This is a genomic window from Sphingobacterium sp. UBA5789, assembly GCF_002418355.1.
GTDB lineage: Bacteria > Bacteroidota > Bacteroidia > Sphingobacteriales > Sphingobacteriaceae > Sphingobacterium.
This window is the reverse complement of sequence record NZ_DIDX01000004.1, coordinates 1,187,733-1,199,996: the sequence shown is the minus strand read 5'-3', so window position 1 is coordinate 1,199,996 and position 12,264 is coordinate 1,187,733. Positions and strand designations below refer to the sequence as shown.

Genomic DNA, 12,264 nt, shown 5'->3' with positions numbered 1-12,264 from the left:
CCTCAGGTTTTAGATGTCTTTCGCAATCCGTATGTCAGTGCTACGAGGAGCATCAGGGAGGCAATCAGTAAAAAGGCCGTATCTATGGAAAAACGGAAAGAGATATAACCCAACATAGCCGGTCCAGCCAGCTGACCGGCATATCCCATGGTGCTGATAACCGGTATTGCAATCGTGGCCGGAACATTGTGGATACGTCCGCCTTCACTAAAGAATACAGGGACAATATTCGCAGCTCCTATTCCCAAAAGTATAAATCCGAATAATGTAAGCGGAAGCCAGGAGGTGGCTACAGCGATGAAAATCCCTGCAGCTGCAATCACTGAACCGCCTACAACCACAGTCTTTCCGTCTAATCGGGTAACAATACGGTCGCCTAAAAGACGCATGGTTGCCATAGCTACAGAAAACGCTGCGTAACCAATGCCTGCAAGCTCCGGTGCTACACCTTTATTTTCCCGAAGAAATATGGCACTCCAGTCTAACATCGCTCCCTCAGAAAGAAAAGTGATAAAGCACATCAGCCCTAAAAACAGGATACTCGCCTGCAGCCAGGATACACCTGTCTTTTTTTCTTCGTCAGGTGCAGTCGCAAATTTTGCAATCAATTCCTTTTCGGTATGCATATCAAACAAAAACCTGAAATTCCAGGATACAATACCGATAAGTAAAAGGCATATAGCAACAATTGCAGTGACGGGTGGCAGCCCCATCTTAATCAGAAAGCCTAGCCCCAAAGACCCCAACAATCCACCGACACTGAAAAGTCCGTGCAGGGAAGACATAATTGGCTTTTCTGCACTGTTCTGTACCTGTACACCATGTGCATTCATGGCTACATCCACGGTGCCAAGTGCTCCTCCGAAAAGAAATAAAGTAACGCCCATCCATATCGTCGAGCTAATAACCAGAAGTAAGGGAAGTATAAAAGCTGTAGCCAGTGCCGCTACAAGTATAACCCGGCGTGTACCATATTTGTGAGATAATATTCCGCTAACAGGCATCATCGCAATAGCTCCCGCACCCAAAAGCAAAAGTAAAATTCCCAGATCGGCATCATTGATTCCCAATCTGTCTTTGGCATAAGGAACCATGGGCGCCCAACTGGAAATGGCCAGCCCACAAACTAAGAAAATAGCTTTGGTAGCGGTGATGGCCTGTGTTGTTTTGAGTTTCAATTCCATTATTTGATAATTTTGTTTTGCAAATAAATGCAAATTTTCATAAAATTGCAAAATAATTAATGGTTATCAAAAAAATAAAAGAGGTATTTACAATGAAAATAGAACATCTTGCGCTGTGGGTAGCTGATCTGGAAAGAATGAAAGACTTCTATATAGAATATTTTGCTGCTGTGGCAGAAGAGAAATATATAAATGAGAAGAAGCAGTACAAGGCGTATTTTTTGCAATTTTCTGAAGGGGGCACGCGTCTGGAACTGATGAACAGGCCGGATATCTTTCCTGCTCAGTACAGAGGGATTATGGAAGGGCTTACACATTTTGCGATTACTGTAGGAAGTAAGGAGGATGTGGATAGCATGACAGAAAGATTGCGCAGAGACGGATTTACGATTTATAGTGAACCCCGCACTACCGGAGACGGATATTATGAGAGTGTGGTACTGGATCCGGAGGGTAACCATCTGGAGCTTATCGCTGCCTGAAGTGAAATTTTTAATCTGTAATTTTTTACATTATGCTAAAAGAAGAACGTTTTGATCATATACTGACTGTACTGAGGGATTCCGGAAAAGTGGGGTATGCTCCGCTTTCTGCTGATCTGTCCGTTTCGGAAGATACCATCAGACGAGATATAGATATACTGTCCGATCGTGGACTACTGGTAAAAGTACGGGGAGGAGCTATATTGCCAGCTAAAAATCCGCTTAACTTTCAAGACCGAAGCTCTTATTTCACTACAGAAAAGGAGATTATTGCATTGAAAACGCAGCCGTTTATCAAATCCGGACAAACGATTTTTATGGATGGAGGTACAACTATCTGTGAAATTGCAGCCCATTTGCCTGTGCACTCGAATTTCAGGGTGATTACTAATAATCAAGCTTTAGTTCCTGTGTTGTCTATGTACAAAGGAGTAGAAATTATAGTACTGGGAGGAACATACAACCGCGAGACGCAAACAAATACCGGACTGTTAACCTGTCAGGACGTCGGTTCCTATGTGGCTGATCTTTATCTGATGGGAGCCTGTGCTATTCAGTATCAATACGGTATTACGGTAGCTACAAAAGAAGAAGGTGATGTAAAACAAGCAATGTTGAAGTCTTCTCTGCAACAAATCGTTGTGAGTCATACTGATAAACTGAACAGTACATATCCTTTTAAAGTATGTGATGTGTCGGAAGTCGGTATGTTAATAACGGATGTCGCAAGTGATGATAAACGCCTGGATGATTTCAGAGGATCAGGAATTCAGCTTGTTTAAGAAATCAGAAATGATTTTTAACATGTCTATACGGTTTTTATTCCTATTTTAGATTCAAAATGTAGCAGATGCTACCGGATATTTACCTGTTAATGAGAAATAATTATGATTAAAAGAATCTTTTTGTTCACACTTTCGGCCGGTTTTCTGGCGGTTTCATGTCAATCTAATACGAATCAGGACAACAGCAGTAAAAATGCAGCAGATACCAGCGAAAATGTGTTGTCTGAAAAAATAGCGGACATTCCCTTTACAGAAGCTGAACGTTACTTTGTTAAAAATACCTATACGAACAGCAAACCGGAAGAGTTGAAAATCACCACACAGGAGGAGTTTGACCGTATTTTTGGTATGGCAGCAGTGATGGGAGAGGATGGAACGCCTACATCTATCGATTTCGCTAAGGTCTATGTGTTAGCCGTGATCGGTACTGTGACGGATACCGCTACCACGATATCAGCTTCAACATTGAAGCAGGTTGGGGATCATATTGTACTGGATTACACAGTCAAAGAGGCAGGTAAGCAGTCTTATACCGTGCACCCTGTACTCATGGTTCTTGTAGATAAACAATATCAGGGAGAAGTCAGGTTCAATAAGCAATCCTGATCACTAGAGTAAAAAAAACAATCGTTGCAGAAGAGATAGATTATTTTCTGCAACGATTGAACTATAGTACATTAATCCCAATGATGTGCAGAAGACAATGCGATCTTACCAGAGCCTGTGAAGAATAATGCAGCACTTATTCCAGCATATATGGCCAGCGTTTCCAAAGCCCAGCCTCCGTTTTCATTGAGACTAAATATAGCTGCGGTCTGTGCTAAAATAATGGCCGTCAGGCAATTTATGGAAAATAAAAGGCCTGCCAGTCTTGTTCTGAATCCTATGATAAGGAGCAGAGGTGCGATGATTTCCCCGACATATACCCCGTAGGCAAATACAGCAGGTAATCCTTTTTCTGTAAGCAAGCCTTCAATATAACTGATTCCATGAATTATTTTGCTGATTCCATACATCAGCATTGGAGCAGCAATAGTAATTCTGACCATGAAGAGTCCTATGTCCTGTGATTTTTTCATTTGATTTGATTTTGATTTTAGAAATTATGTTTTAGAAATATGCCTGTATTTTCAAGTGTTTTATGACTATTGTTGAACTGATCCAGATTAATTGCAAGTCCATATATGTTACCTTGTATTTGTATCCCTGTCCGCAACTGTTGAAATCCACGCTGGTATGCTTTGGTATTGATATTTGCTACAGCCTGAATTTTAAAATATCCAGTTATTACAGGTGTAATAACTGGAGTGTAGAGTACATGAAGTGATTGCTCAAGTGTAATTCCTTTCTGATAGGTTGCCCCAGCAGTATAAGACAGTGAAAAATTTTCATACCTGAGTTGATACTGTGCAGAAACTGAAGTAAAGATTCCCGGATTTTTTAAACCTACAGCCGTGCTGACAGATATGTTTTTATGAAGAGAATAGGCCAGACTGTTTCGAATAAAAAATATATCATTCTTCTTATCTCCATATTCTGTATCGAATAAGGTTAAGTTATCCAGCTTCCACTTTGGGCTGAATCTGTAACTGACCTGATGAATATAGGAGAAAGCCCTGTTTCCGAGTATGATTTCCGGACTGTACACCGGATGTTGTGCAAAGAGGATAAATTCTGCACAACTAAGGATTAATATAAGGGTTATACGTTTCGCTGCTTTCATCTCATGTTATTTGACAGAAGCAAAAGTAGGCGGTAGAATTACGCTAAAAATTAAGGTATCTTAAGAAATCTTTGCTGCATTTTTCTTTCTCAGATGACTGAGAAATTCGGGTGTCATGCCCAGATAGGATGCTATTATATATTGAGGTACCCGTTGTTCTATATCACGGTATTCGGACAGAAATGTACGATACCTCTCATAAGCATCTACACTCATATGCTCTAGTGTACGTTCCTGAAGAGCCACATATGCATTTTGAATTTTTAATCTGAAAAAATCAGACAGTGTGGGTACTAAAGTGTATAATCGTTCCAGTTGCTGACGGTTTATCCGGATAATAACACTTTCTTCCATTGTTTGCAGATACATACGGGATGGTTTCTGCGTGAGGTAGCTATACAGGTCATTGATCCACCAATCTTCTATTCCGATCTGAAGAGTATGCTCCTGACTTTTGTCATCCAGGTAATAGCAACGCATACTCCCCTTAGCGATATAACGCATGTGTCTGGAGATTTGTCCGGGCTCCAGTATATATGTTTTTCGTTTCAGCAGCTTGGGTTCCAGTGCGGGGATAATTTCTGCCACTTCTTCATCCGTAAGTGGTACTGTTTTTCTAAAATGAGCAATGAGATCACCAATATATTTTTCATTATCCATACCCTGTCTGTGCTTTTGAGATGCAAATATAATACATCTCACGTTACAGCGCTAAAAGGGAGGACATGTCAGTACTCTTGCCGTTACGAGTAGTTGGCCGGTATGCCGTTGTGTATGTTCAGCAGCGTGAAAAAGTAGTCCTGTTAAAGTAGTCGGTATACGCTTACGACCCAGGTAACGAGTCGCAGTGAGCTGATTGGTATCTGTACTGCACAATTGGGAAATAGCAGCTTGCAGTTGTGTTTCCAGCTGAAGTAACAGGCTTTCTACAGTCACAGTCGGATCTACCAGACCCTCCTTCGACAGGTAGCTCAGTTGCTGGTCAGAAAGCGGGAGGTCCAAAGCATATGTAAACATACGGTTTATAACTCCGCAGATATGCTGTAAGTGAAACCCTATAGAAGCCGCCCCGGATGGTCGTTGCCAGAGATGATGTTCATCTATGCCTTTTACAGCATTAGTGATATCTTCCTGTGCTTGTAAAAGTGCGTGTGCGACTGGTTGCAATAATCCCGGTACACCGGCAACCGGCCCCCGCATCCACACTTCAGGTTCTGTTGCCTTTTTCATATTGATCTGTAATATACCATAAGTTAGTAATTATTTTGCAAATTGAGGCATTCGAACTCCTGTGTTTCTTATTTGTATTGCCTTCGTAAATTATGTTTTCTTTTTTGAAAAGCATCCATACTCCATAGTGCCCAGATAATAAGTACGGGTTGCATAAATAGCCGAAAAAGCCGTAGTCCGTCTGTATTTAGTCCGAAAGCGTCCCTTTGTTCCGTGTATTGTGCTACATTACCTGGAAAAACAGCAATAAAGAACAGAGCCACAAACCAGGGAATCCAGTTTTTACGCTGCCCCCAGATCAGGATCAGTAAGGCAAGTCCAATTTCTGCAATTCCGGACAGAATGACAACCAGATCTACATCCATCGGAACCCATGGCGGCACTTGTGCCCGAAATTCCAGTCGGGCAAAACTCAGGTGACCGATACCTGCAAATAAAAGAAATAGTCCTAATGCAATACGGGCAACATGTCGGATAACCGATGTCTTTCTGTTTCTCATGGTCAAGGTAATTGATGTGTAAGATTAGAAACAGCCGACAATTGATAAAGTTTACTAAAATATCGCCCTTTTTTAAAATTCCATAGTCCGTAAGGTTATAAGTGAGCTAGTGTGGCGAAGTGAAAAACCATAGACAAATAGCCTTATGCTACTGTCTATGGTTTCCTTTGTACTTAACGCGTGGTATAACCCCCATTTGCAAAAATAGTCTGACCTGTGATCCACCATCCTTCTGTAACCAGAAACTGGATCAATGGCGCGATGTCTTTGATATCTGTCAGTCCTCCAAGAGCAGAGGCAGATTTGTGATACGCAACGGCATCTGCAGATTCCTGACCATAGAAGAAAGGTGTGTCCATCGGACCGGGACCTACTGCCGTGACAGAAATGCCACGCTCTCCAAATTCCTTGGAAGCCATTCTTGTAAAATGTTCAACAGGTGCTTTAGCGCCCGCATATGTGGAGTACAATCCTGTATAAGCCGCCAGCAGAGAGGTCACTATTGTGCATATCTTTCCATTGTTGTTTAATGTTTTACCTGCTTCCTGTATAAAGAAATAGGCGACTTTGGAATTGATGTCAAACATCGTGTCGTATTCTTCTTCGGTTGTCTCCAGAAATGGTTTTTTTAATACCATTCCAATGGTGTTAACAGCAATATCAATACCCCCGAATCTTGAAATAGTTGCTTCAAAGAGTTTTTTGATATTTTCTACATGTGTCAGATCTGCCTGAAATAAAAATGCTTCTCCTCCGGCATTTTCAATATCAGCTAAGGTTTTTTCTGCCTCCGCTTTTGTGCTTTCGCTATTAAAGTGGATGGCTATTTTTGCTCCCTGACTAGCGAAATTCCGACTCAACAGTCCCCCAAGGTTTTTACCTCCGCCTGCGATTAATACTACTTTTCCTTTTAAATCATTTCTTGCCATAAGATTTTTAATTTGTTTGTATGGCAAAGTTCTGCAATGAAAATCAGAGTGATATGGTGAACTTTTCGGAAGTTTTGGGTTGATACTTACTTTGTGCTTGAATTACGGAAATCTCCGGGAGTCATGCCCGTCCATTTTTTGAAGAATTTAGAAAAATTGGAAGGATCGTATGTCAGTTTCATTGCTATATGTGCTATCGGGAGTGTGGTTCCGGTCAATAATGCCTTTGCTTTTTCGATGATCTTTTCATCATAGAAATGACAAGGGTGATTTCCTTTTTCCTTCTGGATGGTATCTGTAAGGTGCTTGTGCGATACCGCTAATGCGCTTGCGATCTCATTGAGCTCCATAAATTCGTCTGTACGTCCACTGATGACATCATCGACATGATGATCTAAAAAATCAAAGTATTTCATGGTGATTTCTTCACCTCTTTTTGTTATCATTTTCCGGATCTTTGTCATACATGTGAATCTACTGATACTAAAGTTAAATAATTGTAAGCGTATTCTACCCAGTCTTATTGTATAATTCAGATCAGTACTATATTTTTGTGGGCTAATAAAGGGTAGTATCATACATTACCTGTAAAATTGCCTTTATTATTACCTGATCTATACGAAGAAGATGTATATTAACCATTATTGCCAACGACAAAATGCTGAAAAGTAACCTGAAGGAATTAAGCATTGAGAGATTAACCTATAGAAAAAATCTTATTAAGGGCATCCTTATCGGAGCTGTAATAGTGTGGATTGCTATGTTGGGTATGGCTGTATATGTCTACTTACATATATCATCTCTGAAATTATTTATTCCTGTTGCGGCGTTACCGGTAACACTTATTCCGATGATCAGCGTATTGAAAGTGTTAAATACCGAGATTAAAAACAGATCAATTACATAGAATTACAAACCAAATGATAGAAAAGAATTGCCTGAATTGTCATGATGAAATAGTCGGAAATTACTGTAAAAACTGTGGGCAGAAGAGCAGTACACACCGATATTCTCTCAAACATTTTTTTGAACATGATCTGGTTCATGGTGTATGGCATGTGGACAGGGGAATTTTGTTTACTATTAAGGAATTATTTACCCGTCCGGGTCACAGTATAAGAGAGTATATACTAGGGAAGCGGGTTGGTTATTTTAGTTTTGTCACCCTTATACTGATCGTCGTGGCGGTGTCAGGGATTATCGGACATTATTCAGATATCAAATTAAGTGATCTTATGCCGGAGCAGAGCCGTGAAGCAATGGGACCGGTTGAGAGGATTTTAACTAAATATCCTAAGCTCGTTCCGTTAGTTACGATTCCGCTATATTCTGTGTTTAGTTTTTTATGGTTTCGGAAAGCTAAATTCAATTACTCCGAGCATTTGGTATTGAATTCATATAAATCTGCGGCCGAGTTAGTTATCGGTTTGCTATTTACAATTCTTACCGTTTTCTATACCGATAAAACAGTACTCTTCTTTTTATATTATACTGTTCTCAGTATATCCATGTTGATTTATACGGTGTGGGTGTATTATCAGTTTTTTTCGGAATCCGGATATTCCAGGAGAGGGAGAATCATAAGAAGTATAATGATTCCGGTGTCTTATGTGTTGCTATCTATGGTTTTTGGTATAATATGGGGTATAATAAGCCAGTTGAAGTAAAATCTTTCAACTTTTGAAAAGTAGTAACCTTTTATTTTTGGACTTGAACCCATAAAACAGATCAGGATAATGCATAATTGCAGAAATATATTCTAACATACAAATGGCCTTCATTATCAAAAATAAAGGCCATTTGTATATTATATTTAAGTAAAAGTCATTAATTCACTGCATTCTTCCTGCTGGCTGAAGAAAGTACAAGGTATCCTAATAATCCAGATATTAGTGAACCAATAAGAACAGCAAATTTAGCCTCATCAATTAAGAGCTGATCATCAAACGAAAGAATAGAAATAAAAATGGACATGGTAAATCCAATACCAGCCAATAGTCCTGTTCCGGTGATATGCATCCAATTTGCATTTTCCGGCAGGCTGCTTATTTTTAGTTTGGTTGAAATGTAACAGGTTGTCAGAATACCTACAGTCTTACCGACAATCAATCCTGCAATAATACCTACACCTAATGCAGAAGTAAGGCCTGCGATCATTTCCTGATGAATGGTAATATTCGTATTGGCTAATGCAAACAGCGGGATAATAATAAAGTTGACAGGGTTTGTCAGGGCATGCTCTAGTTTTTCAAGAGGGGATTCCTGTGCATCCGGTGTAGTAGGTAAAGTCATCGCTACCAAAACTCCTGCAATAGTCGCGTGAATACCTGAATGGTGAATAAAATACCATATAAAGATACCCGGTATAAGGTAAGCCCAGATGTTTTTTACCCCAAATCTGTTGAATCCCAATAATACAATGAATATACCTAACGCATACAGCAAATAGGTGAAATGAAGATCTCCTGAATAAAAAACAGCAATAACAAGGATCGCCAACAGGTCATCTACAATAGCCAGGGCAGCCAGAAAAATCTTTAAACTCGCAGGTACTTTTTTACCGAGCATCGTCACTACTGCTAAGGCAAATGCAATATCAGTCGCCATTGGGATACCCCATCCATGTTGCGTGACCTCGCCAAGATTGATTACTGTATATATGGCTGCAGGAAGTAATGCGCCTCCAATGGCAGCAAGAATAGGCAGCATTGCTTTTTTCGGAGAAGATAACTCGCCTTCCACCAATTCTCTTTTAATCTCCAGACCCACCAGTAAAAAGAAAATGGCCATCAGTCCGTCATTGATCCACAGTAGTATAGAGTAATTGAGTTGTACCGTTTCACTCTCGTAACCGATATGATAGTTGAGAATACCCGATAGCGTATCAGCTAAAGGTGAATTGGCTATAATCAAAGAGATAATAACACAGGCAAAAAGTATAATTCCTCCTGCTGTACTGGACTTCAAAAATTGCTTGAAAATATTCAGATTAATAAGTTTCATACTTCAAATCTACAATTTTCAGATGTAAAACAGGGTGAAAAACGGCTAATAATGCCGTTTTTCCAGGTATGCTTAGCCAGATGTGGACTCTCGGATAATCAATTGGGTGTCTAATTCAATACGCTCGATATGGATAGCATAGTTCTTTCTTTTCTTATCCAGCATTTCGATGATTTTGCGCGCTCCGAGTCTACCCATTTCTGCTGCCGGTTGGTAGATACAGGACAGAGACGGGTAAAATGAACTGGAATAAGTAGAATTGGAAAAGCCTATCAAAGCTACATCTTCAGGTATTTTGAGTCCCATATCTTTTAAGATACCACTCATCTTATTGGTCAGAAGATCGGTAGCTGTAAATATAGCATTGGGTTTTGTTTTAGTTGCAAACAAAGCTGATAATTTGGTTTTGATCTCTTCTTCCAGTTTGCTTTTGTCCTGCAGATCAAAATCCAGTATATAACCGGATCTGACAGGAATCTTGTTTTTACGCAGACAGTCTTTGAAGCCATTCAACCTTTCGCGGATAACTCCTGCATTTCTGCCGGTGACATGCACGATCCTTTTATGCCCCAGATCCACCAAATGTTGCGTAGCATCATATGAACCTTCAAAATTCTTAACGCCGATTTTGCATGATTTAAGTCTGTTGTTGATGCGGTCTACCACTACAATCGGAAAACTGTTATCATGAAGTCTCTGTAAATGGTCGATATTAGGTGTGTTTGCAATAGGAGATATAATAATACCATCTACTCCTCTTGAATTGAGAATATCTATACACTTGCGTTCCCGCTGTACATTTTCTTTACTCTGCATAATCACTAAGGTGAAATCTGTCTCTACGATTACTTCATCAATTCCTTCCAGTAATTGGGAGAAAAAAGAATTTCCTATAGTAGAAACGATAACACCAATGATATTACTTCTTCCGGTTCTCAGACTTCGCGCTGATGAATTGGATTGAAAGTTATTTTTCTCTGCATATTCCCGGATCATTCGTTTGGTGTCTTTATTGACCTCATGACTGTCTGATAATGCTTTAGAAACAGTGGAAATAGATTTATTGACCGCCAGAGCAATATCCTGGATAGTGATTTTTTTCATCTGTATGTGAATTATTCTTAAACAGAACTGAAACTGTCATATTTTTTACCTGAATTATATGGTTTTTGTGTTTAACAGTAAAAACTCATGTTGTTAATGAATGAAAATGTTTTAAAAATATGATGGTTTCAGTAGAAATAAAACAAACTGACCTTAAATCTATGCATTTTGTAACGAATTTTCAAGATAATCACATTTTATTCTGTTATATAAAAGACTTATATCTATATATGGAGCAGGGTGAAAATGTCCTGTGCAGGAAAATTTTAAAATGTATTGTTTGAATTGTGTAAATTAGGCTATGAATAAGAGTGAGAGCATATACGAATTTTATGCCCGTGTTCCGCAGGTCAGCAGAGAGCTGCTGCCAGAGACCAAGTCTGCCGGAGTCGGACATTTTAATGTCTTTGCCCGTGATGCATGTTCATTTCTGGCACCTTACAGCAGACGCGATTTTTTTAAGGTCTCTTATATTATAGGCAAAGGGAGACTCTATTTTGCGGATCAATGGATCTACATAGATAAACCTGCATTACTTCTTTCTAATCCTAAAGTACCTTATGCATGGGAAGCCGAATCCAAGGATCAGAAGGGCTGGTTTTGTCTTTTTACAGATAGCTTTCTGAATCATGATGAAAAGTTTAAGTTCTTTCAGCAGACACCTTTATTTCAGACGCATATACATCCTGTTTTTTTTCCGGACGAAGCTCAGCAACAGGAAATTTCAGCGATTTTCAAGCGCATGTTAGCAGAGATAAATTCCGATTATCTTCATAAATACGATGTTTTGAGAAGTTATCTGCATGTGCTAGTTCATGAAGCTTTAAAGATTCAACCCCCTGAAACATTTGTAAAACACAAAGATGCATCTGCCCGTATTACTCAACTATTTCTGGAACTATTGGAAAGGCAGTTCCCTATAGATACTCCTGAATTCAGATTGCAACTCCATACACCAAAAGAATTTGCTACCTGTCTTTCCGTTCATATCAATCACCTGAATCGCTCAGTCAAAAAGGAAACGGGAAAGACAACCGGTGAACTTATTGCAGCTCGTATTCTGGGAGAAGGAAAAGCATTGTTACAGCATTCCAACTGGTCTGTTTCAGAAATAGCGTATAGTCTTGGTTTCGAATCTCCGGCATACTTTACCAATTTCTTTAAAAAAAATCAACAACAATCACCTTTGGAGTATAGAAAGAATTTTGTTTGATTTCTATAAGACGCTTGTTTTTCAATTCAAGACTGTTTTATGTATGAATCAATTGAGCGATTGTTTAAAGCAAATTAAGTGTAAGGGGTTATATCAGAGATTTTTATGTAA

16 protein-coding genes are annotated in these 12,264 nt (G+C 39.4%); 6 read left to right on the top strand and 10 right to left on the bottom strand.

The annotated features are described in order from the left end of the window. Nucleotides 1-2: 2 nt before the first annotated feature. Entirely contained in the window at nt 3-1,184 is a 1,182-nt protein-coding gene (locus tag B4B65_RS14645) for an MFS transporter (protein WP_293916325.1), read from the bottom strand. A gap of 92 nt (nt 1,185-1,276) precedes the next feature. Between B4B65_RS14645 and B4B65_RS14640 the strand changes: the two genes are divergently transcribed. From B4B65_RS14640 to B4B65_RS14630, 3 genes are all read left to right on the top strand, one after another. Continuing rightward, nucleotides 1,277-1,666 (top strand): VOC family protein, encoded by a 390-nt coding sequence (locus tag B4B65_RS14640; RefSeq protein ID WP_293916323.1) that lies wholly within the window; start codon nt 1,277-1,279, stop codon nt 1,664-1,666. Between the two features lie 32 nt (nt 1,667-1,698). Then, entirely contained in the window at nt 1,699-2,448 is a 750-nt protein-coding gene (locus B4B65_RS14635) for a DeoR/GlpR family DNA-binding transcription regulator (RefSeq protein WP_293916321.1), read from the top strand. 105 nt (nt 2,449-2,553) lie between these two features. Continuing rightward, nucleotides 2,554-3,057 (top strand): hypothetical protein, encoded by a 504-nt coding sequence (locus B4B65_RS14630; RefSeq protein ID WP_293916319.1) that lies wholly within the window; start codon nt 2,554-2,556, stop codon nt 3,055-3,057. Between the two features lie 71 nt (nt 3,058-3,128). Here the strand turns inward: B4B65_RS14630 and B4B65_RS14625 are convergent, their stop codons facing one another. From B4B65_RS14625 to B4B65_RS14595, 7 genes are all read right to left on the bottom strand, one after another. Then, nucleotides 3,129-3,530, bottom strand: coding sequence for a DoxX family protein (locus B4B65_RS14625; RefSeq protein WP_293916317.1), 402 nt, complete (start codon nt 3,528-3,530; stop codon nt 3,129-3,131). Between the two features lie 17 nt (nt 3,531-3,547). Continuing rightward, a complete protein-coding gene (locus tag B4B65_RS14620; RefSeq protein ID WP_293916315.1) occupies nt 3,548-4,174 on the bottom strand; it encodes a hypothetical protein in 627 nt (208 codons plus the stop codon). A gap of 60 nt (nt 4,175-4,234) precedes the next feature. Then, the gene (locus B4B65_RS14615; RefSeq protein ID WP_293916313.1) at nt 4,235-4,834 is read right to left on the bottom strand and encodes a Crp/Fnr family transcriptional regulator; all 600 of its coding nucleotides are present in this window, start codon (nt 4,832-4,834) and stop codon (nt 4,235-4,237) included. 51 nt (nt 4,835-4,885) lie between these two features. Further along, a complete protein-coding gene (locus B4B65_RS14610) occupies nt 4,886-5,404 on the bottom strand; it encodes a DinB family protein (RefSeq protein WP_293916311.1) in 519 nt (172 codons plus the stop codon). 68 nt (nt 5,405-5,472) lie between these two features. Beyond that, complete coding sequence (locus tag B4B65_RS14605; RefSeq protein ID WP_293916309.1) at nt 5,473-5,904, bottom strand: DoxX family protein; 432 nt, start codon at nt 5,902-5,904, stop codon at nt 5,473-5,475. A gap of 173 nt (nt 5,905-6,077) precedes the next feature. After that, on the bottom strand, nt 6,078-6,833 hold the full coding sequence (locus B4B65_RS14600) for an SDR family oxidoreductase (RefSeq protein ID WP_293916307.1): 756 nt from the start codon (nt 6,831-6,833) through the stop codon (nt 6,078-6,080). 86 nt (nt 6,834-6,919) lie between these two features. Continuing rightward, on the bottom strand, nt 6,920-7,279 hold the full coding sequence (locus B4B65_RS14595) for a helix-turn-helix domain-containing protein (RefSeq protein ID WP_293916305.1): 360 nt from the start codon (nt 7,277-7,279) through the stop codon (nt 6,920-6,922). Between the two features lie 212 nt (nt 7,280-7,491). On the opposite strand from B4B65_RS14595, the gene B4B65_RS14590 reads away from it, so the two are divergent. Both B4B65_RS14590 and B4B65_RS14585 read left to right on the top strand, forming a co-directional pair. Then, nucleotides 7,492-7,740 carry a hypothetical protein gene (locus B4B65_RS14590; protein ID WP_293916303.1) on the top strand — a complete coding sequence of 83 codons (249 nt, stop codon included), beginning with the start codon at nt 7,492-7,494 and terminating at the stop codon, nt 7,738-7,740. Nucleotides 7,741-7,753: 13 nt separating this feature from the next. Further along, on the top strand, nt 7,754-8,500 hold the full coding sequence (locus B4B65_RS14585; RefSeq protein ID WP_293916301.1) for a DUF3667 domain-containing protein: 747 nt from the start codon (nt 7,754-7,756) through the stop codon (nt 8,498-8,500). Nucleotides 8,501-8,660: 160 nt separating this feature from the next. On the opposite strand, the gene nhaA is transcribed toward B4B65_RS14585, so the two are convergent. Continuing rightward, nucleotides 8,661-9,836, bottom strand: a complete 1,176-nt coding sequence (nhaA, locus tag B4B65_RS14580; RefSeq protein WP_293916299.1) for a Na+/H+ antiporter NhaA — start codon at nt 9,834-9,836, stop codon at nt 8,661-8,663. A gap of 72 nt (nt 9,837-9,908) precedes the next feature. Continuing rightward, complete coding sequence (locus B4B65_RS14575; RefSeq protein ID WP_293916297.1) at nt 9,909-10,940, bottom strand: LacI family DNA-binding transcriptional regulator; 1,032 nt, start codon at nt 10,938-10,940, stop codon at nt 9,909-9,911. A 301-nt stretch (nt 10,941-11,241) separates the two neighbouring features. On the opposite strand from B4B65_RS14575, the gene B4B65_RS14570 reads away from it, so the two are divergent. Next, on the top strand, nt 11,242-12,153 hold the full coding sequence (locus B4B65_RS14570) for a helix-turn-helix domain-containing protein (protein WP_293916295.1): 912 nt from the start codon (nt 11,242-11,244) through the stop codon (nt 12,151-12,153). Nucleotides 12,154-12,264 lie beyond the last annotated feature (111 nt).